Annotated in this window: 20 protein-coding genes; 6 read left to right on the top strand and 14 right to left on the bottom strand. The window is 60.3% G+C overall.

The window, feature by feature from the left end; all coding sequences use genetic code 11:
* Window positions 1–19 precede the first annotated feature (19 nt).
* Window positions 20–814: a histidinol-phosphatase gene (gene hisN / locus ACEE43_RS01195; protein WP_449107962.1), complete on the top strand. Its 795-nt coding sequence runs from the start codon at window positions 20–22 to the stop codon at window positions 812–814.
* 107 nt (window positions 815–921) lie between these two features.
* Here hisN and secA read toward each other — a convergent pair whose 3' ends face one another.
* The 10 genes from secA to ACEE43_RS01145 form a co-directional block, all read right to left on the bottom strand.
* Window positions 922–3,573, bottom strand: a complete 2,652-nt coding sequence (gene secA / locus ACEE43_RS01190; RefSeq protein ID WP_449107961.1) for a preprotein translocase subunit SecA — start codon at window positions 3,571–3,573, stop codon at window positions 922–924.
* 246 nt (window positions 3,574–3,819) lie between these two features.
* Entirely contained in the window at window positions 3,820–4,467 is a 648-nt protein-coding gene (gene hpf / locus ACEE43_RS01185; protein ID WP_431463860.1) for a ribosome hibernation-promoting factor, HPF/YfiA family, read from the bottom strand.
* Between the two features lie 172 nt (window positions 4,468–4,639).
* Window positions 4,640–5,455 (bottom strand): ComF family protein, encoded by an 816-nt coding sequence (locus ACEE43_RS01180; protein ID WP_449107960.1) that lies wholly within the window; start codon window positions 5,453–5,455, stop codon window positions 4,640–4,642.
* 67 nt (window positions 5,456–5,522) lie between these two features.
* Window positions 5,523–7,217, bottom strand: coding sequence for a GerMN domain-containing protein (locus ACEE43_RS01175; protein WP_449107959.1), 1,695 nt, complete (start codon window positions 7,215–7,217; stop codon window positions 5,523–5,525).
* Window positions 7,207–8,910 (bottom strand): MtrAB system histidine kinase MtrB, encoded by a 1,704-nt coding sequence (mtrB, locus tag ACEE43_RS01170; protein ID WP_449107958.1) that lies wholly within the window; start codon window positions 8,908–8,910, stop codon window positions 7,207–7,209. Before mtrB ends, ACEE43_RS01175 begins: the two co-directional genes overlap by 11 nt.
* Before the next feature lie 3 nt (window positions 8,911–8,913).
* Window positions 8,914–9,597, bottom strand: coding sequence for an MtrAB system response regulator MtrA (gene mtrA / locus ACEE43_RS01165; RefSeq protein WP_237209843.1), 684 nt, complete (start codon window positions 9,595–9,597; stop codon window positions 8,914–8,916).
* 68 nt (window positions 9,598–9,665) lie between these two features.
* Window positions 9,666–10,772, bottom strand: coding sequence for a hypothetical protein (locus ACEE43_RS01160; RefSeq protein ID WP_449107957.1), 1,107 nt, complete (start codon window positions 10,770–10,772; stop codon window positions 9,666–9,668).
* A gap of 59 nt (window positions 10,773–10,831) precedes the next feature.
* Window positions 10,832–11,212 (bottom strand): chorismate mutase, encoded by a 381-nt coding sequence (locus tag ACEE43_RS01155; RefSeq protein ID WP_449107956.1) that lies wholly within the window; start codon window positions 11,210–11,212, stop codon window positions 10,832–10,834.
* 125 nt (window positions 11,213–11,337) lie between these two features.
* Window positions 11,338–12,531: a tRNA 2-thiouridine(34) synthase MnmA gene (mnmA, locus tag ACEE43_RS01150; protein WP_449107955.1), complete on the bottom strand. Its 1,194-nt coding sequence runs from the start codon at window positions 12,529–12,531 to the stop codon at window positions 11,338–11,340.
* A 221-nt stretch (window positions 12,532–12,752) separates the two neighbouring features.
* Entirely contained in the window at window positions 12,753–13,985 is a 1,233-nt protein-coding gene (locus ACEE43_RS01145) for a cysteine desulfurase family protein (RefSeq protein WP_449107954.1), read from the bottom strand.
* A 146-nt stretch (window positions 13,986–14,131) separates the two neighbouring features.
* On the opposite strand from ACEE43_RS01145, the gene ACEE43_RS01140 reads away from it, so the two are divergent.
* The gene (locus tag ACEE43_RS01140; RefSeq protein ID WP_237194408.1) at window positions 14,132–14,599 is read left to right on the top strand and encodes a tRNA (cytidine(34)-2'-O)-methyltransferase; all 468 of its coding nucleotides are present in this window, start codon (window positions 14,132–14,134) and stop codon (window positions 14,597–14,599) included.
* 69 nt (window positions 14,600–14,668) lie between these two features.
* Here ACEE43_RS01140 and ACEE43_RS01135 read toward each other — a convergent pair whose 3' ends face one another.
* Window positions 14,669–16,123: a S1C family serine protease gene (locus ACEE43_RS01135; RefSeq protein WP_449107953.1), complete on the bottom strand. Its 1,455-nt coding sequence runs from the start codon at window positions 16,121–16,123 to the stop codon at window positions 14,669–14,671.
* Window positions 16,124–16,379: 256 nt separating this feature from the next.
* Between ACEE43_RS01135 and ACEE43_RS01130 the strand changes: the two genes are divergently transcribed.
* Window positions 16,380–18,401, top strand: a complete 2,022-nt coding sequence (locus ACEE43_RS01130) for a TPM domain-containing protein (RefSeq protein WP_449107952.1) — start codon at window positions 16,380–16,382, stop codon at window positions 18,399–18,401.
* A gap of 190 nt (window positions 18,402–18,591) precedes the next feature.
* On the top strand, window positions 18,592–19,308 hold the full coding sequence (locus ACEE43_RS01125) for a PspA/IM30 family protein (RefSeq protein WP_237185818.1): 717 nt from the start codon (window positions 18,592–18,594) through the stop codon (window positions 19,306–19,308).
* A gap of 151 nt (window positions 19,309–19,459) precedes the next feature.
* On the opposite strand, the gene udk is transcribed toward ACEE43_RS01125, so the two are convergent.
* Entirely contained in the window at window positions 19,460–20,086 is a 627-nt protein-coding gene (udk, locus tag ACEE43_RS01120) for a uridine kinase (protein WP_237242745.1), read from the bottom strand.
* Between the two features lie 53 nt (window positions 20,087–20,139).
* On the bottom strand, window positions 20,140–20,913 hold the full coding sequence (locus ACEE43_RS01115; RefSeq protein WP_421084534.1) for a transposase family protein: 774 nt from the start codon (window positions 20,911–20,913) through the stop codon (window positions 20,140–20,142).
* Between the two features lie 409 nt (window positions 20,914–21,322).
* Here ACEE43_RS01115 and ACEE43_RS01110 point away from each other — a divergent pair, with 409 nt between their 5' ends.
* Together ACEE43_RS01110 and ACEE43_RS01105 are read left to right on the top strand one after the other, a co-directional pair.
* Window positions 21,323–21,745, top strand: coding sequence for a hypothetical protein (locus ACEE43_RS01110; protein ID WP_449107951.1), 423 nt, complete (start codon window positions 21,323–21,325; stop codon window positions 21,743–21,745).
* Window positions 21,746–22,065: 320 nt separating this feature from the next.
* A complete protein-coding gene (locus tag ACEE43_RS01105) occupies window positions 22,066–22,977 on the top strand; it encodes a hypothetical protein (protein ID WP_449107950.1) in 912 nt (303 codons plus the stop codon).
* 161 nt (window positions 22,978–23,138) lie between these two features.
* Here ACEE43_RS01105 and ACEE43_RS01100 read toward each other — a convergent pair whose 3' ends face one another.
* Window positions 23,139–24,518, bottom strand: coding sequence for a lipase family protein (locus ACEE43_RS01100; protein WP_449107949.1), 1,380 nt, complete (start codon window positions 24,516–24,518; stop codon window positions 23,139–23,141).
* Between the last annotated feature and the right edge of the window lie 103 nt (window positions 24,519–24,621).

Below are 24,621 nucleotides of genomic sequence, written 5' to 3'. Positions count from 1 at the left end.
CACCAAGGCACACGAGACCATGACTAACTACACCGACGACCTGCGCCTGGCCCACATCATGGCTGATGCGGTAGACCGCCTCACCCTGGCCAAGTTCACCTCCCACGATTTCGCCGTCGACACCAAACCCGACCTCACCCCCGTCACCGACGCCGACCGCGAAGCCGAACAGCTCATCCGTTCCCAGCTGTCCCGTGTCCGCACCCGTGACTCGGTGCTGGGTGAAGAATTCGGGGAAACCGGGTCTTCCCCCCGCCAGTGGGTCATCGACCCCATCGACGGCACCAAGAACTTCGTGCGCGGCGTGCCCGTCTGGGCTACCCTCATCGCCCTGCTCGACCACGGCAAGCCCGTCGTCGGAGTCGTCTCCGCACCGGCCATCCAGCGCCGCTGGTGGGCAGCCGAAGGCACCGGCGCCTACACCGGTCGCTCCCTGGCAAAGGCTACCCGTATCTCTGTTTCATCCGTGAGTAAGCTAGAGGACGCCTCCCTCTCCTACTCCTCCCTCACCGGCTGGCGCGATTTAGGCCTGCGCGATAACTTCATCGACCTGACCGACACCGTCTGGCGCACCCGAGCCTACGGCGACTTCTGGTCCTACATGATGGTGGCAGAGGGCGTCGTCGACGCTGCCGCCGAACCTGAACTCGGCCTTTACGACATGGCCGCCCTGGTCCCCATCGTGACCGAAGCAGGCGGACGCTTCACCTCCCTGGCAGGGGCGGACGGCCCCCACGGCGGCAACGCCCTAGCCACCAACGGCCACCTGCACGAGGCCGTCCTTTCTTACCTAGGTACAGACAAGACCCTCTAAAGCCGGGTTCTCACGATACCGGGCTAAACGCTTCAACTCAGACCAAAGGCCCCGAATCCTACATCAAGGATTCGGGGCCTTTAGTCTGTGCGATTTCTTATGCTGAACTACTTCTTGCGCTGGTTCAGAATCGAAATCTGCTCATTGCTGCGGTCGTTCACTGCCTCGGTATGCACCTCGGTCTTACCAGACTCAGAGGGAGCTGAGTACTGCAGGAACTTGGGCTGGGCAGGAATCTTCAGCTGAATCTTCGACTGCTGGGTGCGCTGCTTCGACAGGTCCACACTGTAGAGCATCGACACGGTCTCCTCACGGATACCGCCCATCATGCTCTGGTAGAGGGCATAACCCTCACGCTGGTATTCCACCAGGGGATCACGCTGGGCCATGGCGCGCAGGCCAATGCCTTCCTTGAGGTAGTCCATCTCGTAGAGGTGCTCAGGCCAGCGCTTACCGATGACCGAGAGCACCACGCGGCGCTCAATCTCGCGCATGGCGTCCTCACCCACGGACTCTTCGCGCTCGGTGTACTGCATCTCAGCGTCAGCCAGCACTTCCTTGACGATCTGGTCGCGGGTGACCTTGGTCTTGTCGCCCGCTTCTTCAGCCAGGTCTTCGGGGGTAATGGTAACCGGGAAGATGGTGCGTAGGTTCTCCCAGAGCTTCTCAAAGTCCCAGTCCTCGGCATGGCCCTCGCCCACCTGGGCATCGATAGCGGACGTAATAACCTCGGTGCGGAACTTCTCAATCTGTTCCTTGAGATCATCGCCTGCCAGAATCTGAGCGCGGTCCTTGTACATGGCCTCGCGCTGGCGGTTGAGCACATCGTCGTACTTGAGCACGTTTTTGCGCTGCTCAGCGTTGCGGGCCTCAACCTGGCCCTGGGCGTTGGCGATGACGCGGGAAACAATCTTTGCTTCCAGGGCGGTATCGTCGGGGGCACCTGCCATCAGGCGGGCAGCTGCCTGGCCGTTGAAGAGACGCATCAGGTCGTCAGACAGTGACAGGTAGAAGCGGGACTCGCCGGGGTCGCCCTGGCGGCCCGAACGTCCGCGCAGCTGGTTATCGATGCGGCGGGATTCGTGACGCTCGGTGCCCAGCACGTAGAGACCGCCGAGTTCTTTGACTTCTTCGTGCTCGGCAGCAGAGGCCTGCTCCGCTGCGGCAAGCACCTCGGGCCACTTAGCCTCATACTCTTCGGGCTTCTCGTTAGGGTCAAGACCCAGGGCCTTCATGGTCTCAACGGCCTCGAACTCGGGGTTACCACCGAGCATGATATCGGTACCGCGGCCTGCCATGTTGGTTGCTACGGTAACGGAACCCTTGCGACCAGCCTGAGCGACGATGGCAGCTTCACGGGCGTTATTCTTAGCGTTCAGAACTTCGTGGCGGACGCCCGCCTTCGACAGGAGCTTAGAGAGGTACTCAGACTTCTCAACGCTGGTGGTACCTACCAGAACGGGCTGGCCGGTAGCGTGGCGCTCTTCGATATCTTTGACCACCGCGTTGAACTTGGCAATCTCGTTCTTGTAGACCTTATCGGGCTGGTCGATGCGCTGCTTTTCCTTGTTGGTCGGAATCGGCACGACACCCAGCTCGTAGGTGTTCATGAACTCAGCGGCCTCGGTCTCAGCGGTACCGGTCATGCCCGAGAGCTTGTCGTACATGCGGAAGTAGTTCTGCAGGGTCACGGTCGCCATGGTCTGGTTTTCAGGCTTGACCTCGACCTCTTCCTTGGCCTCAATAGCCTGGTGGATGCCGTCATTGTAGCGGCGACCCGCCAGAATACGGCCGGTGTGCTCATCGACAATCATGACTTCGCCGTTCATTACGACGTAGTCCTTGTTGCCCTTGAAGAGTTCCTTGGCCTTAATAGCGTTGTTGAGGAAGCCGATCAGGGGGGTGTTCTGTGACTCGTAGAGGTTGTCGATGCCCAGGTGGTCTTCGACCTTATCGATACCCGATTCGAGCACGCCCACGGTGCGCTTCTTTTCATCGACTTCGTAGTCTTCACCGGCTACCAGGGTGCGGGCGATACGGGCAAATTCGCCGTACCAGCGGTTGGCTTCGCCCATGGCGGGGCCAGAAATAATCAGCGGGGTACGGGCCTCGTCAATCAGAATAGAGTCAACCTCATCGACGATGGCAAAGTTGTGCCCGCGCTGTACCTGTTCCTCTTTGGTCCAGGCCATGTTGTCACGCAGGTAGTCGAAACCGAACTCATTGTTGGTACCGTAGGTGATGTCGGCTTCGTACTGTTTACGGCGCACATCGGGGGTCTGGTTAGCCAGGATAACGCCCGACTCCATGCCCAGGAAACGGAAGACTCGGCCCATCAGGTTAGCCTGGTACTCAGCCAGGTAGTCATTGACGGTGACCACGTGCACGCCCTTACCGGAGAGGGCGTTGAGGTAGGCAGGGGCGGTGGCGACCAGGGTCTTACCCTCACCGGTTTTCATTTCGGCGATATTGCCCAGGTGCAGGGCGGCGCCGCCCATGAGCTGCACATCGTAGTGGCGCTTGCCCAGGGTTCGTTTTGAGGCTTCGCGGACCACAGCAAAAGCTTCGGGGAGCAGAAGGTCCAGTGACTCGCCGTCCTCAACGCGCTTGCGGAAGGCGTCGGTCTCAGCGCGTAGCTCGGCGTCGCTCATAGCGACAAAGCTGTCTTCGAGTGAGTTCACTGCTTCGGTGTAAGCACGCAGCTGCTTGAGGACTTTTTGGTCTCCGCTGCGGAGTAGCTTTTCCAAGAGAGATGCCACTGAAGTTTGCTCCTTGATTGGTTTGATAGGGGGCGGGCAGGGTGAGCCCACCGTGCTCACTCTATTCTAGTTTAGTCCCCCGGTGCGCTGGGAACGTTCACCTCTGGGCTTGAAACTGCAGAGCGTTTGGTGGAAAAACTCAATAGAGGACGCTCCCCACCACCGGGTGAGCACAAAGAAGACCCCCAGTTCTTCTCCACCGAATGCCGGTAGAAAGAGCAGGGGGTCTAATAGTTTGCGGTTATTTTATGAGGCGGATTCCTCACCCAGGGTAATCACACCGTAGGACCAGCCCTTGCGGCGGTAGACCGCTGCGGGGGATCCGGTTGCCTTATCGACGTAGAGGAAGAAGTCGTGGCCAACCAGCTCCATACGGTCAACTGCCTCTTCAGGGGTCAGGTAATCAGCGGGGAATGTCTTCTGGCGGATTTCGATGGGTGAATCTGCCTCTTCGTGCAGGTCGTATTCTCCAGCGAAAGCCGCCTCTTCGACGGGTAGGTCTTCGGTCTGAATTTCGGTGAGGGAGACCTGGTCGCTGATAACGGGCAGTGAGCCGGTTGCTTCTGAGACCGAAACGGGGTGCTTGCCCCCTGCACGACGGGTCTTGCGGCGGTCACGAGCGCGACGGAGGCGTTCTAGGAGCTTGCCATAGGTTTCGTCGAAAACTGCGAACTTATCTTGACCGGTTGCTTCTGCTCGGAGCACAGGGCCACGGCCGATAACGGTGATTTCCACTCGGATAGCCGCGGGGCCGTTTTGGCCTTCCTTGGTGAACTTGACTTCGATGTCAGTTACGTTGTCACCTAGAGCTTCGAACTTGGTGATCTTACTTTCAACGTATTCCTGCAGACGTTCACTTACTTTGACGTTGCGGCCGGTGATGTTGAGTTCCACAATTCCCTCCATTCTCAGGGGGTGAATACCCGACCCTGTGACTGCCGGGTATTGGGGAATCTGTCTTGTGGATTCCTTAACGCAACTCTACGCCGTTTTGTGGCCTAAGTCATTTTTTTAAGGCTTTTACGGTTCATTTCGCAGGAAAGAGTAAGATTTTTGGTGCGCCACCTCACTCTGTGTTATACCGCTGCCGCTTGGGAACATACGCGATAGTTACCCCGCCTAACACTCTGGCTCCCCGGTGTGACAGCACTCGGTACCCCTCGCGCAGAGAAGCCCCCGTGGTGAAGACATCATCAACCAGCAGGCAGGTAGCGCCTTCTAGGCTGTAGTAGCGTCCCAGCTGATGCAGGGCTGGTTTGCCAACCCTCAGCTTCCCCTGCATCTGCCGGTAGCGTTCTTCGATGCCCAGGGTTTTTTGGGCTTTGCTTCTGTGCTGCCCCGGCAATGTCCTCGCCCAGGCAGGAACCTGGGCGAGCGCGTCCGCCACCTTGACCGGCACCGGGGAGCGCAGCAGGGGCAGCACTGCACGGGCCAGGAGTGGTGCGGGGGCGTAGCCTCTCCGTCGGACAGAAGCTCTGCTCGATGGTAGGGGAACCAGATAGATGGGTTCCGCGGGCTCCAGCTCACCCTCGCTCAGCTCTAACAGGCAGGTGAGGGCCCGGGCCAGAGCCGAAGCGAGGTAAGGGCTCAGGTCGGTGCGGCCGGCGTCCTTATAGGCAAGGACGCAGCGCCCCAGCTCGTGCTCGTAGCGGCCGGCAGACACCACCGGTAGCCGGGTACCCGGCAGGGTTGTGGTCTGCAGGTTAAGGGTAGCCAGACGCACCAGCTGATCGCAGAGAGGGCAGAGGGCGCCAGCGCCCAGCATGCTGGGCCCGAAGGTCTGACAGCTGGCACAGACCCTGGGAAAGATGAGCTCGGTGGTCTGTTTCCAGCTGGTGAGAATATCGGGTAGTGATACTCGGTTCGGGTGGGTGGACGTCATTACCCCAGCATGGCCGTCTCATCGGTGGGGCCTCTACCTATAGGGATAACTTATCCGGACCAATCTTCTAGCCAGAGTAGTTGATCTGGCTGAGACTACTTTCGATGCGGGTCCAGCTCAGGCCCGCAACGATATAGAGCCCACCGTCGCGGGTCATAGCTACTGCCTGGTCGATACCGTTACCCGTAACGATGCGGGTAATGCCCTGCAGGGAATCGTACTGGGCATTTTCACCGGTCAACGAAACTAGCTCGGTCTGGGTGGTATCGCTATTCCAGAGAAAGACCTCAACGTCGCTGACCCATTCTGCACCCCGTGGGCTCATGTCTGCCCCCAGTCGTACGGGGTCAAGGAGCTCAGTGGGGGTGCCGTCTGCCGATCGGCGGATAGCAGATACCCAGGCCCCGTAATTACTTCCGTCAACAGATGACGTCACCAACACAGCTCGGCTACCGTCACGGGCGATAGAAATACTGTGCAGGAGTTCCCCGTCCGTCCAGCTGGTGACCTCCTTAGCGCTACTATCTTCCTGGCCTGCGGCGATAACCCGCACGGAGCCGTCCTGCTCCCCCACCCACAACCAGTTCTGGTGATCAAAGCAAGGGGCCAACACGTGGGTGCCCCGGTAGACCGAGCGGGCACCGTTGGAGTTAGCCAGCCAAATCTCGTTCTGCCCGGTATTGGTGTAGGCGTAGTAGTTACGGGTGTAGTTCATGGCAGGCAGGGTAATGAGGGCCTGGGCCGAGGTCTCTACGATGGTCTGCTGGCTGGCGGTATCGTCCAGGGCTGCCCGGGCAATCAGGCGGTTATCTTCGATACCCACGATGTTGCTGGCGGCTTCGGGGTTGACTGCCGGTTCCCGGTAGTTCTCGAGGGTGGGGGCCGCAACGATCTGGTCGTTGATGGTGAGCTGCACCGTGGTGACCGAGGCGAGGTTGGTGAGGGTCTGGGTGAGCTGGGTGCGTAGGCGCTCGGTTTCGAGGGCGCTGGCTGCGGTGAGAGACGTACCCCCGGAGAGCTGGATGTCAGCCACCCCGTTTTCGATGGGGACGGAGTTGCGGGTCAGGCTGGTATCGGCCGGTACAGCGGTCACAACAGCCCCGGTGAGGTAGGGGGCCGGCCCCTCGAGGAGCACCCTCACCAGGGAGGTAGCTACCGTGGTGCGCTCGGCGAACCAGCGCACATCGGGCACAGCGTAGGTGTAGGTAGGGTCGTAGAAGTAGAGGGTGAAGGGGTTGAAGACGTCCGCGAATTCGTTTCTGCTCAGCACCGTTCCGTCGGGAGCGGAGGAGATGCGCCACTCCCCGTCGACCTGGCGCAGGGTGAATTCCACTTCGGTATCAGCCACCGTGGTGTACGAGGTAGCCAGTCCCCGGTTGTCGACCAGGGTGCTCGTGGGCACGGTGACCAGGTAGCTTGAGTCGCTGACGGAGGCCGTGGTGAAGGATGAGTTGTAGACCAGTGTGCGCCCGTCCGGCTTCCAGGACTGGGCCAGGTCTTCGGTCAGGTAGAGCCTGGCTACGCTGTAGTCGTCCTTCACCCCTACCCCGGCGTGCAAGAAGCCCTCGATAATCTCGGTGGGCCGGGCCCCGGGAGCAGGACCTTCGGGTGAGCTGCCGCTGGTGGAGGTGCTACCCGTAGCCTGAGGGTCGGCGTAGTGGTTGACTTCGCCGTCGGTGGGAATAGCGGCGCAGGCGGTGAGGGTCGCAAGAGAGCTGAGGGCGAGGCCGAGAGCTGACCGGCGGGAAAGGTTAGGGTTCAACGGTGGGCTCCGAGGGGTTTGAGGCGTCGGGGTTCACGGCCGGGGTGGCACCGGTATCCGGAGCGGACGGAGCGGGCAGCGGCTCGCCGCTCAGCAAGACCGGGGAGGGGCCCATGGGCACGTCCTGGTCAATGGGGATGGTCATGCGGAAGCTGGCCCCCTGCCCCTTGATGCCCCAGGCTTCAAGGGTACCCTGGTGCAGACGGACGTCCTCGGCGGCGATAGAGAGCCCCAGGCCGGTACCGCCCAGGGTACGTTTGCGGGAGGTGTCAGCCCGCCAGAAGCGGTTGAAGACCTGCTCGGTTTCTTCGGGGCTCAGGCCGATACCGTGGTCACGCACGGCAACGCCCAGGGTGCTTTCGGTGGCATCCACGTATACATCGATGGGCTGACCCTCGGAGTGCTCTACGGCGTTGAACAGCAGGTTGCGTAGCACTCTTTCGATACGGCGGTGGTCCATATCGACCATAATTTCGGTGTGGTCGGTGTGCACGGTCAAACTGGTGTTGGTGCGCATCAGGTGGGGTTCAACCGCCTTGAGTACCTCATCGAGCACAGCCATAAAATCAACCGACACCGTATCGAGGGTCTGAGACCCGGCATCGAAGCGGGATATTTCGAGCAGGTCGGCTAGCAGGGAATCGAAGCGGTCCACCTGGTTATAGAGCAGCTCGGTAGAGCGCTTGTAGAGGGGCTCCATGTTGTCGCGGTTATCGTGCAGCATATCGGCTGCCATACGCACCGTGGTGAGCGGGGTACGCAGCTCGTGCGACACGTCAGAAACAAAGCGCTGCTGCATGGTCGACAGCTTCTCAAGACGAGAAATCTGGTCCTGCAAGGAGTCAGCCATACGGTTAAAAGACATACCCAGACGCGCCGTCTCATTCTGGCCGCGTACCAGCACACGCTGATCCAGGTCACCGGCTGCCAGTTTCTCAGCGGTGATAGCGGTAGAACTGATCGGGCGGATCACGAAGCGGGCAATCATCCACACGATAGTCAGCACCACGACCAGAAGCACGCCGAAGCCCACCCAAACCACCAGGTTGATGTACTGCACGGTCGCCTGCGAGGTCGACAGGTCATAAATCAGGTACAGGGAGTAGTCGGGGTTCTGGGGTATAGAGATACTAGTGCCGACCACCAGAACCGGGGTGCGGCGTCCGTCCGCTGAGGTAATACTCGAGGACTGCCAGTATATGCCCGTGCCTTCACTCACACTCTGGGCTAGAGCTTCGGGCACGTCGCCGACCGTGACCTCGCTACTCTGGGCCTGCTCCACAATAAAGCCATCGGTGGTGGCGTTCACGTCCTTGATAAGCACCCAGTTGCGGTTACTATCGGCGCTACTGCTCTCAAGCACGGTCAAGAAACGAGAGACATCGCGTTGAACCTCGGTGCGGCCGGTCGCGTCAGAGCCATTGATAAGGGTCTGCACGTTACTAAAACCGGCCGATGACTCTTCGAGGGCCTGTTCCAGGTTGCCGCGGAAGAGGGAGTTCGCAATCTGGTGGGAGATAAAAGACCCCACAAAGATGAAGGCCACCAGCAGAAGGCCGGCCGCTGCCACCACAGCGCGAAACTGTAGGGACTGCTGCCAGAGCCTGCGGGCGCTGGCCAGGGGCCCGTAGGCCCGGGAGGGGCCTGCGGGGGCGGTAGTCCGAGCGGACGCGCGAGGTGAAGTACCAGCCACTGTTTAGCGCTGGCCTGCCGCGGCCTTGTAGCCCACACCGCGCACGGTCAGCACGATTTCGGGGTTTTCGGGGTCACGTTCGATTTTGGCGCGCAGACGCTGAATATGCACGTTGACCAGGCGGGAATCTACGGTCTTTTCGTAGCCCCACACATTGCCTAGCAGGGCCTCGCGGGTCATGACCTGGCCCGGCTGGCGGGCCAGGTTCGCCAAAAGTTCAAACTCAAGAGGGGTGAGCTGGATGTTCTCACCCTCGCGGCTGACCGTGTGCCCCGCCAGGTCAATGGTGAGGTTACCGATGCGCAAAGGTTCGTTATGGCGGTCTTCACGCGGGCGCAGGCGGGCGCGGACGCGGGCCAGCAGCTCAGCGGGCTTGAAGGGCTTGGTCATGTAGTCATCAGCACCTGCCTCTAGCCCCTTGACCACGTCCTCTGTATCGCCCTTGGCGGTCAACATGATGATAGGCACGTCAGATTCCCTGCGGATCTGGGTGCAGACCTCAATGCCGTCCATACCCGGCAGCATAAAGTCCAGCAGAATCAGGTCGGGGTGGTGGGTGGCAAAAGCCTCAAAGGCACGGTCACCGGCGTCGCAGAAGACCGTCTCGTAGCCCTCTTGCGCCAGCACGATACCCACCATCTCTGACAGGGCATCGTCGTCATCAACTACAAGAATGGTTTCTTTCACGGTGGGTCTCCTGGTGAGGTTCACAATGGGCCTTCCCCTAGTGTACCGGGGTTAGGTGGCAAGCCGGTTTAGGCATCTTGCGCGATTTCAGACAGGGCACGGGCTATCTCAGTCAGGTGCCCCAGCACCGTGGTAGCCCGCTGCGGATCAGTGTCGGCCAGGCTACCGGTTTCGGTCAGCACCAGCTGGTTGAGAAGCTTCTTCCCCAACCCAAGGTCCGACCAGGTGCGCCACAGCCCCCGAGCCAGATCGCCAGCAGGCACCCGGACCAACGGATCAACAACCTCTAGGTAAAGCCCCTTCTCAGCTTCTAGATGGGGTGCCAGTGCCTCCCACGCTGAGGTGGGCTGGCCCGCCATCGACAGCAGGGGGCTAGCAAGCGTAGCCCTCACCTCGGGGTGTAACTTCACATAATCAGTACGGGTGACTACCTGAGCGCCCAAATCCTCTAGCTCCTCGTGTAGGGCCCCCAACAGGGCCACCAGCTCATGACGCGGCACAGCCCGCAGGGTACGGTAGCCACTAGAGGTCGGCAACTGCCCTGCCGCCACCTCAACCAGCAGAGGCTCTTCTACCTGCACCAGCACCTGCGCACCGGGCACAGCCTGCCGCAGCAGCTTCACCACACCGTGAAAACCAGCCCGCTGGGCCTCAGCAACATCGCGTCGGGCACCATAATCTGAGAGGACGCGCTCGCCACTGCTCAAGTAGGTACTGGCAGCTAGACTCAGCGGCCCCAGCAGACGCAGCTTGATGGTTCCGGGGGCAGCCCCGCTTTCCTTCCCCACGACGTCCGCCAGGATATTGATATCAGATTCCAAGAGCGACCTGGCGGCATCCCCCTCAGCAGCGTAGCCGCCCGTGAGCCGCCAACCCGCGGCGGTGCCGTCCGCGCTCAGCCCTTCCAGGGCCGCGATAGACCGTGCCAGCAGGGTTGCCCGGTAGCCCCGGTCGGCCAGCTCCGGCAGGTAACTAATATGGGGCTCCCCCAGCTCACCGCGGATACGGGTCACCGCATCAAGCACATCGCTCCCAGCCCAGGGGCCAAGGCCGGTAGCCCCAACCGTCAGGTGCTCCTCAAAGGTCAGCGGGCTCTCTAAGTCCTTGCGGGCAGCCAGCATTTCGGCGTCAGTCGGCAGGTAGAGGGCAGGACGAGCAGGCCTCGATACAGGCATAGGGAACTCTTTCTGCCACCTACCGGTGGCTGTAGCATTGCAGACTGACAGTTGAGCGGCTAGGACTTCTGTTCGGCCTCAGCCGCAATCTTCTCGTGGTGTCTTATAACCTCAGAAATAATGAAGTTCAGGAACTTCTCGGCAAACTCCGGGTCAAGGTGGGCAGCTTCAGCCAGCGAGCGCAGGCGCTTAATCTGGGCTTCCTCCCGCCCCGGGTCCCCCGCCGGCAGAGAATGCTCAGCCTTGAGGTGGCCGACGCGCTGGGTCGCGCGGAAACGCTCAGCAAGAATATGCACCAGGGCTGCGTCCATGTTGTCGATGGTCTGACGCATAGTGAAAAGTTCTTCCAGGACGGCCGGGTGGACCCCAGCCATCGAAGTGGCACGGGTATCGAAGTCAGCGTGGGCCTGCACGTCGTGGGCCTTCGGAGTTGTGTTCATGTGTTTAGTCTAAAAACCTCAGGTACTGTTTGCAGGGGCAAGCCCACAGATTTCACCCTGTGGACTTATCCGGGTGTAGAAGCTTCAAAAGGTTCAGCAGCGAGCGCGAGCCTGCACAACCTTACCTAGTTAGCGGTGATGTCAGCCCGGTCGAGGCTGTAGGCGCGGGCGATGGTGGACTGGCCCAGCACGCGGGTGCCCTGGTAAATCACCATGGTCTGGCCAGGAGCCACACCGCGCAGTTTCTCGTGCAGGCGCACCACGGTTTCCAGGCGCAGAGCCCCGGGCTCAGCGGCTTCATCGTCAATTACCCATTCCAGGTGGGCGGTCGAGGGAACGGGGTCTGCGTGGGCTCGTACCTGGGCGGTGACGTCGAAGGACGCCGAGCGGGCACCTTCTACAGGCTCTTCGGCCAGGAAGGCTGCAGCTTCCTCTACGGGTAGACCGGCCCAGGTTTCGCGGATACCGCGAATCTCGTCGATTTCGAGTAGGTCCTTACCGCCCACGATGACCTCGTTGGTCTTGGGGCGGATTTCTAGCACGAAGCGGGGCTTACCGTCGGGGGCAGGGTGCCCAATAGCCAGGCCCTTGCGCTGTCCCACGGTAAAGGCCTGGGAGCCGCGGTGCTTGCCGAGCACGCGTCCGTCCGTGTCCTTGATATCGCCCTCGGTCATGTCGATGTGCTCTTCGAGCCACTCGCGGGTATCGCCCTCGGGAATAAAGCAGATGTCGTAAGAGTCGGGCTTCTTAGCTACCGAGAAGCCGCGTTCGGCGGCCTCCGCGCGCACCTCGTCCTTGGAGGGGGTATCGGCCAGGGGGAACCAGGCGTGCTTGAGCTGCTCGTGGGTCAGCACACCCAGAACATAGGACTGGTCCTTGGCCCAGGTCGCTGCGCGGTGCAGCTCCCGGTTGCCGTTCTCGTCCGTAATGACCTTGGCATAGTGGCCGGTCACTACCGCATCAAAGCCCAGGGCCACGGCCTTCTCCAGCAGGGCCGCGAACTTGATCTTCTCGTTGCAGCGCATGCAGGGGTTGGGGGTGCGGCCGCGCTCGTACTCGGAGATAAAGTCATCGACCACGTCCTCCTTGAACCGCTCGGAGAAGTCCCAGACGTAGAAGGGAATTCCCAGCTGGTCGCAGACCCGGCGGGCGTCCATGGAGTCCTCGATGGTGCAGCAGCCGCGGGAGCCGGTGCGCAGGGTGCCGGGCATGCGGGAGAGCGCCAGGTGCACGCCGACCACCTCGTGGCCGGCCTCAACGGCGCGGGCGGCGGCAACGGCCGAGTCCACGCCACCGCTCATAGCAGCAAGAATTTTCATGGTTTTAGTCCTACATTCAGTATTAGTTGAAGTTTTTGGGCGGTGGGTTTGGGCAGTGGGGCGGGCAGGCAACCCTGGCCGCTGGCTCGGGGCTGGCGTGAATCGGGTGAGCGCCCCGCGCGAGTCCCGAGAGGGTCGCGGCCAGGTGCCTGCCCGGCCCGCCGTCCTGCCCTCATGTCCCAGCGGTCGGTCAGCCGCGTCCTGCCCTCGCCCAGCCGGGTTCAGTTCCAGCGAGCGGCGTCCGGGGCGTGGCCCGCCATACCTGCCTTTTTAGCTTGGGCCCAGGCGTCGGGGAGGGCAGTGAGCAGGGCGGTGACATCGTCCTCGGTGCTGGTGTGCCCCAGGGTGAAGCGCTGGGCGCCGCGGGCCTCGTCCTCGCTCAGACCCATAGCCAGCAGGACGTGAGAGGGGCGGGGCACCCCGGCGTTGCAGGCTGAGCCGGTGGACGACTCCACCCCTGCCATATCGAGCAGGAAGAGCAGGGAGTCCCCCTCGCACCCGGGAAAGGTGAAGTGGGCGTTGCCGGGCAGGCGGTTGAAGGTGCCGGTTACCCGGTCCTGGGCGCTTTCGGGGGCGGCCCCGCGCAGCTGGGCTTCGGGAACAGCTGCTAGGACGCCCTCGATCAGGCGGTCCCGCAGCTCGGCCTGACGGCCTGCTTCGGCGAGCAGGTTTTGCCCTGCTTCGGCAGCTGCTGCTCCAAAGCCCGCGATGGAGGCGGCGTCAATGGTTCCTGAGCGCACGGAGCGTTCCTGCCCGCCGCCGTGGAGTACGGGCATGAGCTGGGCGCTGCGGGTGGCGATGAGGGCGCCGATTCCCATGGGCCCGCCAATTTTGTGGGCTGAAATCGCCATGGTGGTGGCGCCGGATTCCTTGAAGCTCACCGGCAGGGTGCCAAAAGCCTGGACGGCATCCGTATGAAAGGGAATCCCAAATTCTGCAGCTACCGCAGCGATTTCTGCGACGGGCTGCACGGTGCCCACCTCGTTGTTGGCCCACATGACGGTCACCAGGGCAACCGTCTCAGGGCTCTCGCCCACCGCCTGTCGAACCGCTTCGGCGCTGACTACACCGCTGGCGTCCGGAGCTACCCACACGACCTCAGCACCCTCGTGGGCCTGCAGCCACTCCACGGCATCGCCCACCGCGTGGTGTTCGATACCCGAAACAACAATGCGGGTCGCAGCCGGATTGGCTTCGCGGCGTTTCCAGTAGAGCCCCTTGATCGCCAGGTTATCTGCCTCGGTACCACCGGAGGTAAAGATAATCTCGGCGGCGTCGCAGCCGGCAACCCGCGCGATACGTTCGCGGGCGTACTCGACGGTAGCGCGAGCAGAGCGGCCCGCTGAATGCAGGGACGAGGGGTTGCCGCCAATTTTCATTTGCTCCACCACGGCGTCGATAGCCTGAGGGAGCATGGGGGTAGTGGCGGCGTGGTCCAGGTAGACCCGGGGCATGGGCGCTGGCCTTTCCGTGGCGATTGGTCAAAACAATTCAGCCTTCCATCATACTCCCCCGCTCTTGGGGCAGGCTATGGACTGCTTCACCCTCTCAACAGCTCCCATCGCGCTTTTATTTCGCGGCGGGCGCGTAAACTGTTGGGGTGTTCAAGATTCTTTTTTATACTCCTGAAATTCCCGGCAATACCGGTAACGCGATTCGCCTTGCAGCTATCACCGGCGCAGAGCTGCACCTGGTCAAGCCCTTAGGTTTTAACTTTGAGGACGCTAACCTGCGCCGGGCTGGCCTCGACTACCATGACCTGGCGGTCATGACCGTGCACGAGACCCTCGAGGACGCTTGGGAGGCCCTAGCCCCGGCCCGCGTCTTTGCTTTTACCACCACGGCCACCACTAACTTCGCTGATATTGACTATCAAGAGGGGGATGTGCTCATGTTTGGCCCCGAGTCGGTCGGGCTGCCCGAGCATGTACAGAACGACCCGCACGTTACCCAGCGGGTCAAGATCCCGATGGTTCCGGGCCGCCGCTCCCTCAACCTGGCTAATAGCGCCTCGATTGCGGTGTTTGAGGCCTGGCGCCAGCACGGCTTTGCAGGTGGAGCAATTTAGTCACAAAAAGGCTCTGCAGGCTCACAGCGAGCGTGAGCCTGCAGAGCCTTTTATGAAAGAGATGTATCGCTAGCTGTTAGCGGCGTCGCCCAGGGTCACGGTGACCTGCTGGGTTGAGCCGTTGCGCTCAACGGTAAGGGTAACGGTGTCCCCTGCTGCTGCCTGGCGGACGGCGGCGGTCAGCTCGGCTGCCTCACTGATGCTGCGCCCGTCAACAGCGGTGACAACATCGCCTGACTTCAGGCCGGCGGCTTGGGCTGCACCGCCGCTGGTAACTTCCTGAATCAGGGCACCGTCGCCGAAGGCTTCGGATGAGTCGTTGTTGGCGGGTGAGGTGGAGACGGTAGCTCCCAGCATGCCGTGGGTGGCTGAACCGTTATCGATGATTTCCTGGGCTACCCGCTTGGCGTAGTTGATGGGGATAGCGAAGCCAACACCGATGTTGCCGCTGGTGGAGGTGCTGGATGAGTCGGTGGAGGCAATAGCCACGTTGATACCGATTACTTCACCGTTGGAGTTGATGAGGGCGCCGCCGGAGTTCCCGGGGTTTACCGCAGCATCGGTCTGGATGACGTTGATGGCGATAGTGGAGCTTGAGGTGGTGCTCTGACTCTGCTGGCCGGGAATCTCAAACTGGAAGGGCGAGCTGCCGAAGGGGTCGGTGGTGCTGCTGCCGGAGTCGCTAGTGGATTCATCGGCTGCCGATGAGGCTACCTCGATTGTTCGTACCAGGTTCGAGACGATACCGGTGGTCACGGTGTTAGACAGTCCCAGGGGTGCACCGATGGCTACGGTGGTATCGCCAACATTCAGGGCATCAGAGTCGCCCAGGGTAGCGGGTGTGAGGGTCAGGCCACTGGTGCTATCGAGCTTAATGACGGCCAGGTCGCTGGTGGGGTCGGTGCCGACCACGGTAGCGGAGCGAACGCTACCATCGGCCAGCTGAACTTCAATGGCGGCGTTAGCGGTGGCCCCGTCGAGGGTGACCACGTGGGTGTTGGTGAGGATGTGCCCCTCAGCATCGAGAATAACGCCGGAGCCGGAGCCGGACGCGTTCGATGAGGTGGCTGCGATGGTGACAGTGGAGGGGGTTGCCTTGGCAGCAGCAGCGGTAACAGCGTTGACGGAGTCGGTGTTATTGACGATGGTGGTGCCCGAGCTGGTGGTTGTGATGTTTGAGGCTGAACCGATGGAAGTTGCGGCTACTACCCCACCGCCGATACCGCCACCGACCAGGGCAGCGATAGCAGCTGCTGCTAGGACGGTGCGGGTTGCGTGCTTGCCCTTGTTCTGTTCGGGCTGGCCGGTAGGAACAGCGTAGTCACCGGTGTAGGCAGCACCGGCGGCAGCGCCTGCGTAGGCGTAGGCCCCGGCGGCAGGAGCCTGCTGGGCAGCAAAAGCGGTGGTGGGGTCGTCCTGGCTGGAGGCGCCCGCGGCGGAGGCCGCTACCTGCTGCTGGTTCATAGGAACGGTACGATCAGCGGACGACGAATCGGGAGTGGGTTCCCATGAGTTCTGTGACATCTCAAGCAGCTTTCTTTCGAGATCTTTTGATGTGGGCACCTGTTCAAGAGGTGCACCTGCGGTGTTTTCTTAGCTCCCACTATGCGCTATAGGTCTGTGTTAGAGATGAAGCAAAGCTGTGTGTTTGCTGTACATAAAGCTGATGAGCACATCGCCCTGAGCTGAGGGTGAACGCCGTCAGCTACCTCAAAAGAGAGCGGGGTGAGCGGGGCTACAATAGTGCTCAAGTACCGCTGACCTCTAGAAGAGAGACCCCATGTCACGCAAACCTGCCACCACTGCCCTGCTTGCCCTTGCTTTGGCGCTGGGAGTATCGCCCGCTGCCCTGGCAGCGGCTCCCTACGATTTGGACGCCGGGGTTCGGGTCAGCGACACCACCTCGGTTCTAGGGGACACCAGTTCGCTAGAGGACGCCATCAGCCAGCTTGCCAGTGACAAACAGGTCAACCTCTTTGTTGTAACTATTGATCAGTTTGAAAGCCCGAGCTCTTCTTCAGAGTGGACCAGAGACTTTGCCACCCTCAACAATATGGGCACCAACGACGTAGTACTGGTCATCGCTACCGAAGCCCGTCAGGCCTACTTTATGGCGGGCTCTACCTCGGTCCTTTCTACCAGTCAGCAGGAAAAGATTTATCAGGATTACATCTACCCTGAGCTAGCGAAATCCGACTACGAGGCCGCTGCGCTGGCTGCGGTCACCGGTATCGAGTCTGAACTCGGTTCTGGTTCAGTGGCATCAGGTACGTCGGGGGCGCTCGTGGGTGGCGCTACCCTCCTAGGTGTAGCCACCGTCGCTGGCGGCGGGGCCTGGGCTTTTAGCCGCTCACGGGCGTCCGCGCGTAAAAACACCGGTGGCAGCCGCAGCGGGCAACCTAGCTCATCCCAGCCCCTGCCCTCTATCGAAGAGCTGCGTACCCGGGCAGGTGCCCAGCTGGTCGCTACCGATGACGCCATCGCCCACTCCCAGCAGGAGGTTGAGTTCGCCCGGCTACAGTATGGTGATGACGAGGTCAAACCCTTCCTGGCTGCCATCGAGGCGGCTAAGAACCACATGCAGCGCTCCTTCCAGCTACAAAAACAGCTGGACGATGAAATCCCCGATACCGAAGCTGACCAACGGGCCTGGCTGAACGAGATTCTTGCCCGCACCGAGGACGCCCAGAAGGCCCTCAACGAGCAGGTTGCCAACTTCACCAACCTGCGCAAGCTCGAAGAAACAGCACCCCAGGCTCTCGCCACCCTCAACCAGGGCATAGCCTCAGCAGCACCGCTCTTTCCCGCCGCCCAGGCAACCCTCGACCGCCTCGGTACCCTCTACTCCCCCAGCGCCTTCGGGGCGGTGGCAGATAACATCAGTGAGGCCCAGGCCCGCCTAGATTTTGCTCGGCAAGAGGCCAAGGAGGCAGAAGACTTGCTAGGCACCCAGCGAAGCCAGGCCATTCTCGCCCTGCGCGCGGGTGAAGAAGCCCTGGGCCAGGCCAGGGGCCTGCTCGAGTCGGTCCACCACGCCGAAACCGACCTGGGCAAGATGGCAGCCTCACTCGATAATGCCCTGATTTTAGCTGATCGCGACGTTGCCCAGGCCCAGGAGCTGGCCCGCAGCGGAGCGGGCAGCAGCAGCCAGCTCTCCGGTGCTGCCGCCGGGGTTCAGGCCGTGCTCGGCCAGATTCGAGCCGAACGCTCCGCCGGACTGATTGACCCCTACCTGCTCAACCAGCGGCTCCACGAAGTACGGTCAGACCTAGACACTGCCCTCGATGCGGTGCGCCAAACCCACGAACAAGAGCGCAGCGCCCGTGAAACCCTGGGCCATACTCTGGTATCCGCCCAGGCCCAGGTATCGTCAGCCAGCGAATACGTCTGGGCACGACGAGGCGGCGTAAAATCCGAAGCCCGCACCCGCCTCCGCGAGGCAGAGCGCCACCTCACCGAAGCCCAGCAGCTCCAGCACAGCGAACCAATTTCAGCCCTCTCCCATGCCAACGACGCTATCCGCCTCGCAGGGGAAGCCCAGCGCATCGCCCGCTCCGATGTGGACCGCTTCAACCAGCGCAACGGCTACTCCGGTAGCGGCAACTACAACTCAGCTATGCTGGGCGGCATCCTGCTCGGCACCCTACTCGGGGGCAGCAACCACAGCTCCGGCGGCGGCTTCGGGTCAGGTGGATTTGGCTCAGGCGGCTTTGGCGGCGGTATGGGCGGTGGCACCTTTGGCGGAGGCTTCGGCGGTGGAGGCAGCTGGGGCGACGGCGGAGGTGCCGGGGGCAACTTCTAGCCCACCGGCGTCCGTCCGCCTCTCTCCTCTTGCTCGCACACAGCCCCCTGCCTGTGCACAGGCTTAGTTTTCGCTGACAACGTAGTAACCACAAGGTGTGGCAGACCACCATCTGCCCCAAGCCTTGACAGAATAAAAGAAGGCACAGCAAGCCCGCTCATGCTTTCCCCACCCACCGAAAGGTACCCTCATGGCTAAGCAGACCATTTTCAGCCGCATCGCCCAGCTCACCAAGGCCAACATCAACGCCCTGATTGACGCCGCTGAAGACCCCCAGAAGATGCTCGATCAGATGGTGCGCGACTACACCAACAACATCGCCGAAGCAGAACAGGCTGTCGCCCAGACCATCGGCAACCTGCGCATGCTCGAAGAAGACCACGCCGAAGACCTGCGCGAAGCAGGCGAATGGGGTGCTAAGGCCCTGGCAGCCTCCAACAAGGCCGACGAGTTCCGCGCCGCCGGCGACACCGCCAACGCCGACAAGTTCGATAACCTGGCCAAAATCGCCCTGGGCCGCCAGATGCAGGCAGAGAACGAAGCTTCAGCGATCAAGCCCCAGATTGAGTCTCAGACCGCCGTGGTTGAACAGCTCAAGACCGGTCTGACCCAGATGAAGGAGAAGCTGAACGAAATCAAGCGTAAGCGCGATGAACTCGTAGCCCGCCAGAAGTCAGCCGCTGCCCAGTCCCAGGTCAACGACGCCCTCAAGGCCTTTGACGTCATGGACCCCACCAGCGAAATCTCCCGCTTCGAAGACAAGGTGCGCCGCGAAGAAGCCCGCGTGCGCGGCCAGCAGGAGCTCGCGGCGTCCTCCCTCGATGCCCAGTTCAACGACCTTGAAGAACTCGGCCGCCAGTCAGAGCTCGAAGCCCGCCTAGCAGCCCTCAAGGCCGGCAAGCAGTAAAAGGGTACTGTGGCGCTGGCGCAACAGAGGCCCATACAGAAATAGGGGGCCCACTTCTTTGGAAGTGGGCCCCTTTTTGACGGTAGGCAGGCGAATAAAGGTAGCACAGGTAAGGAAGTCAGCTGACAGCAACAACTACCTGTAGCGGTAGCTAGGACTGGTTCGCCTGAGTGCCAATCTGGCCGGTAATACGGTGGAACAGCATATCGAGAGCAACCACGTTGACTCCCTCGGGAATAATCATGTCTACGTGGCGCTTAGAGGGCTCTACGTGTAGCTCATGCATGGGTTTGACGGTAGTGAGGTACTGGGCCTCAACCGACTCGATGGTGCGGCCGCGCTCAATGACATCGCGGCGCAGGCGGCGCAGGATGCGCACATCGGCATCAGTATCAACAAATAGCTTGATATCGCACAGGTCGCGAATTTCGGGCTCAGCAAAAATTAGGATGCCCTCGAGGATGATGATGGGCTGGGGTTCAACGATGAGAGTCTCATCTGACCGGTTGTGATCCGCAAAATCGTAGACAGGGGTCTCGATGGTCTGACCCTCGATGAGAGCCTTGAGGTGGGTCACTAGAAGATCATTATCGAAGGCTTCGGGCGCATCGTAGTTCAGCAGGCAGCGCTGCTCGTAGGTGAGGTGGTCGTTGCGCTTGTAGTAGTTATCGTGATAAATCACACCCACCTGACCGTCAAACTTTTCAAGCAGGGAGTTAGTCAGGGTAGTTTTGCCTGAGCCGGTTCCACCGGCGATACCGATAATGAGGGGTTTCATGTGCGTATAGCCCTTGAGATCGAAGTAGTACTGCTATCTATTGTGAGGCTTATTCATAAGGGGTGTCCCGCAGCCAAAAACAGCAACCCCCGCACCACCGAAAACACCCGCCGGTACACCTCCAACGGTCGCCTGAACCCCGAATGCAGCACACGCCAGGTTTTGATCTGAGCAATCACCCGCTCCACCACCGACCGCAACCGATTAATCACCCGATTATTTCGCTTCTGCTCCTTGGTGAGCTTCTGCCCAGGCTTACGCCTGGTCGGGGCTGCTAACCCCAGCCCCACATAGCCCTTATCAGCCAAAGTCGAAGAATCCAGCAGCTTCTCAAGCCCATGAGCCCGAAAAGCATGAGCATCATGCCTAGCCCCAGGTAGCGGGTCGGTGATAGCCAGGAGCCTACCGTCAAGGGTGCAAATGACCTGGTGGTTGAACCCGGCTCGTTTATGCTTACCCGAAAAGTTTGTTTTTCCTAGTGAACGCCAGTTCCAGGTGGGCACCAGAGTGCCGTCAATCACCAGAGAACCAGGTACGTTCAGTCGCTTTTCCAAGGACTTCTCCAGGGGCTTGAGGACCTTCAAAAGGGCTTGCTCGATGGTGTTGATGGTTCGTGAGATGGTGGGCTGAGAGACTCGGGCAAAGTGGGCTAGGGTTTCTTGGGTGATGTTTTGTCGGTAGCTGAGCAGGGTGACTTTAAGGGCCTTAGCTAGGGTGAGCCTGCGGGGTTTTTGGTCTGGTTTGACCCAGGTGAGGTGCTCGGCGAGGGTTGTGAGGAGCGTGGCGAATTGCGTGGCGGTGAGGCCGGTTGTACGCTGGTGTAGCAACGGTTCTTCCGGTATGGCTTGAGGTTATTTGTAGTGATTTAACCCTTTTATTTTTGCCGCTGGTGGGGCCGTTGTCTAGTTGGTGGGGGGTGGGGGTGTTGACCCCCTTATGAATAACCCTCTGTGGCATGTCCCCTTGGGGACAGAGCCCGCAGGGACTTGTCCCCCAAAAACCTGGCATAAGCTCTCCCTCTAGCTAGCACGATGTTTCACGGGTAAATTTTTATCAAACACTACCCCCCAGCATTTTCCCAGAAAATGGCCTCACTAGCCCAAACAGGGGTGATCTAAGGTAATTCAAGAAATAGGGGACAAATTTTTTTTCGTACCACTGCCCTTTGGGGGACAAATATGTGTATAGTTGGGTACAGTTCACAAACAACCCACCAGTTATCACAGGAAGAGCACCATGATTTTTGCAAACTGGGCCACCGACACCTACACCAGTGCCTCACTGAGCTCTGCGGTCAAGCGCCACTCTTCCCACGGTGGGCTCAAGAAGTTTCACAAGGCTCTCCATATGGCTGATTCCATGGTGCGCGGCGAGACAGTTGTCGATGTAGCGACCGGTAAGCTCGGCAGCTTTGGTGACTCCCTTCTGGTTATCACCAACGAGCGAGTTCTGATTCTCAAGAACTCCTTCCAGGCCGGAAACAGCCTTTCGCTTGACTTGCAATCACTTGAGCAGGCCAAGCTGACAAACCTTCCTTTCCTGGGTAACACCCTGACCATCGACGGCTATCGCTTCAGCCGCATCCCCACCGACTACACCAATACCTTGCGCACTCTTCTAGCAGCAGATCTTGCAGGCCACTGGGCTCACGCAGCCTAAGCTCCCCTAGTCTTCACACACAAAGGCTGGCCGCACCACCAGGTGCGGCCAGCCTTTTTGCTTTCCGCCACCTCTAGATAGAAACACAGGCGTCCTTTCATAGAGGCAAGTACAAAGCTAGCTAGATATCAAAAATAATTTTTTAGCCCAAAATTTCTAGACAAAAAAGGTATGACTAGGCTTTTTCTGTGTAGCACCAGAAAAGCTTTTTTCAACATTCAAACACGGACGTGTCAAATAAATGATTTGGTGATACGATTGTTTCAACAGCTGTTGCAGAATCATCCATAACCTTGCACCACCACTAGAGGAAAACTACCATGACTACACCTCAGATCCAGCGTCGCACCCTGGCACGCGGAGCAGCCTGGGCAGCCCCCGTCATTCTTGCCAGCACATCTGTACCTGCTTTTGCTGCGTCCACACCCCCGGTAGAAGACGACTGCACCTACGGCAAAATTGTTTCTGCCCCTTGGTCTAATGTCTGGCCTTCCCAGGGCAACTTCACCGGTTCTGTAGCTAAAGAACTTGAGTGGGCTGTCTACCCCACCAGTAGCTGCGCTACCGGGCTGCAAGCATTCACTTTCGACAATTCATTACCCAGAGCTCAGGCAGGCAACCCCCTCGCTAGCTCAAGCGCAACCGCCAACACCTGGCCTCCGACCTACCCGGCAGGCGGTAAGCCTGATGCTGACATCAACTCAGTGAACGGCATCGATGGGGTAGGCCAGGGAACCATCATTTCTGTAACTATCGAAAATGTTGCAGGTGATGTGGTCTATCGCCCCACCCCTACCGGTAGCGACCGCTTTATTTTTACAAACGGCGGTGCAAGTTATAGCTCCAACGGCACCCGCGGAGTTGGTGCAAACGTCCCCATGATTCGCCTCAACGACGACTTCAAGGGCGCAGACACCACCTATGCAAAGCTCTACAACTACCTGCGTTTTGCAGAAGCTCCTATGGTCACGAAGAACACCATGCACACCTGGGGCTACGGCAACCACTACACCACCGCAGACGGCCGTGACGGCTGGAGCTGGGATATCGAGGTCATGAGCAATATCGCTAACGGCCAGGCCGGTGCCAGCGTAGTTTCCTTCATGACCCGCATGCCCGCAGCAACCTTCGGTGATGCTGCCACCGCCAGCGGTTCAGTCATCAAGACCCAGTACCGCGTTACCGTTACTTCCCCCTGGGGTGTGGTCAGCTACCTGTCAGCAGGTATCTAAACCTTTTCTATCTCATTAGTCAGCACAGGGTAAAGGAGTTGCTTATACCGTGAGTCAGCCTCTCCCCGTGAGAGAGGCACCCGAAAAAGACGTGCAGTAGGCCCGGGCCACCGTAAGGTGACCCGGGCCTACTGGTATAGATACACGGTCTCGGTTAAACCCTAGAACTGCCAGCAAGAGTTGATGCTGGAAAGACCCTTAAACTGACGGTCTAGGAAGATCAGCCCGCGGGGAATACCCTCAAAGATACCCGCCACGTGGGTCGCACCGGCCAGAGTGTAGAAGGTGACGCGGGAGCCTTGCTGGCAGTAGTCAGCAGCCAGCTGGCGGTTGGTCCGGTAGGGAATCACGTCGTCACCCCAGGATGAAGCAATCAGAATGGGCACCTGGGGGTGGCGGCCCTGCTGGCCCAGGTTATTCTGGGCCATGATTTGTGAGACCTGGGGGTCGGTGGTCATTTCACGGGCCAGGGTCTGGCCGCTGGCGGTCAGGGTGCGGGTGTTCTTAAAACCGAAGGTTCCCACGGCGTCGAGGGTGCACTGGTCACGCACCGTCTCAAGGGCGGCCTTCCCTTCGGCTGAGAGTTTGTGGCTCAGGTCGATGCCGTAGCTATCGGCCAGGCCTACAACGCCCATCAGGGAGAAGCCTGTGTAGAGACCGCCGTCAATGAAGCTGGTGACCGCCTGTAGATTGGCAGGTACAGCACCTGCGTAGATGCCCTTGAGATTGAGTTCGGGAGCGTAGCTTGCTTGGAGTTCACCGGCAGATGCCACCGCACCACCGCCCTGGGAGTACCCCCAGAGACCGATAGGTGAGGTTGCGCTGCCCAGGCCAAGCTCGGCGGCGGTAGCTGCGCGGGCGGCGTCCAGAACTGCGTTGCCCTGGTCTACGCGGTTGAGATAGCTGTGGGTTCCAGCGGTGCCCAGGCCGATGTAGTCGGTAATAACGACGTTGTAGCCAGCGTTCAGCAGGGAGGTGATAACAAGGCTTTCGTACTCACTACCAGCTGCGAACTGGTTGGAAGGTGAGCAGGAGTCCCCGATCCCCTGGGTTCCGGGGGCCATGGCGATGATAGGACGCTCGCCAGGGCCAGCCCACCGTTTAGTGGTAGTGAGTGCGGTACCGGTGACAGCCACAGGGTTGCCCCGGTGGTCGGTGGACTTATACATAATCCGCTGGGCCTGGGCTACGGGGTGGGCGATGACGTTGTTGGCGTCGACCTTGAAGGTGAAGTTTTCCTTCTTGATGAGGGCGCCGTTAGCGGTGGGCAGCTGGGCCGGGGCGTCATAGAAATTTTCGCTAGCTAGCGCTTCGGGGGCGTCGTTGTAGATAGCTGCGGGGCTACTGCCTTCGCTGGTGAGGGTTTCTTGAATGAGTGCTTCTGCTTCTTGCACGGCCTGGCTGTTTTCGGTCAGGGGCGCGGTTTCGGCTGCGTTGGCCGGGGCCATGCTGAGGGCCAGCAGGGCGGTGAGTGAGAGGGCGGTTGCCCGACGTTTGCTAACGTTTTTGGGCGCGGCGTGGCGCGGTGTGTATTTAGCCATGAGTTTCCCTAGAGGTAAAATGCGAGTGAGGGTGCCAAGAAGAATTCAGCACCCTCACAGTGTACAGCTAGATAGCTAGGAGCTGAAGACTTAGATGAATGAT

It is taken from the genome of Rothia sp. 11254D007BW (genome assembly GCF_053548195.1).
This window is presented reverse-complemented; position numbering and strand designations above follow the sequence as displayed.

Coding starts and splice junctions, on each gene's coding strand:
- hisN (WP_449107962.1), top strand. CDS start 20: ATGACTAACTACACCGACGACCTGCGCCTGGCCCACATCATGGCTGAT.
- ACEE43_RS01180 (WP_449107960.1), bottom strand. CDS start 5,455: ATGACGTCCACCCACCCGAACCGAGTATCACTACCCGATATTCTCACC.
- ACEE43_RS01145 (WP_449107954.1), bottom strand. CDS start 13,985: ATGCCCCGGGTCTACCTGGACCACGCCGCCACTACCCCCATGCTCCCT.
- ACEE43_RS01100 (WP_449107949.1), bottom strand. CDS start 24,518: ATGGCTAAATACACACCGCGCCACGCCGCGCCCAAAAACGTTAGCAAA.
- ACEE43_RS01160 (WP_449107957.1), bottom strand. CDS start 10,772: ATGCCTGTATCGAGGCCTGCTCGTCCTGCCCTCTACCTGCCGACTGAC.
- ACEE43_RS01135 (WP_449107953.1), bottom strand. CDS start 16,123: ATGTCACAGAACTCATGGGAACCCACTCCCGATTCGTCGTCCGCTGAT.
- ACEE43_RS01155 (WP_449107956.1), bottom strand. CDS start 11,212: ATGAACACAACTCCGAAGGCCCACGACGTGCAGGCCCACGCTGACTTC.
- mnmA (WP_449107955.1), bottom strand. CDS start 12,531: ATGAAAATTCTTGCTGCTATGAGCGGTGGCGTGGACTCGGCCGTTGCC.
- udk (WP_237242745.1), bottom strand. CDS start 20,086: ATGAAACCCCTCATTATCGGTATCGCCGGTGGAACCGGCTCAGGCAAA.
- ACEE43_RS01125 (WP_237185818.1), top strand. CDS start 18,592: ATGGCTAAGCAGACCATTTTCAGCCGCATCGCCCAGCTCACCAAGGCC.
- ACEE43_RS01130 (WP_449107952.1), top strand. CDS start 16,380: ATGTCACGCAAACCTGCCACCACTGCCCTGCTTGCCCTTGCTTTGGCG.
- ACEE43_RS01105 (WP_449107950.1), top strand. CDS start 22,066: ATGACTACACCTCAGATCCAGCGTCGCACCCTGGCACGCGGAGCAGCC.
- ACEE43_RS01110 (WP_449107951.1), top strand. CDS start 21,323: ATGATTTTTGCAAACTGGGCCACCGACACCTACACCAGTGCCTCACTG.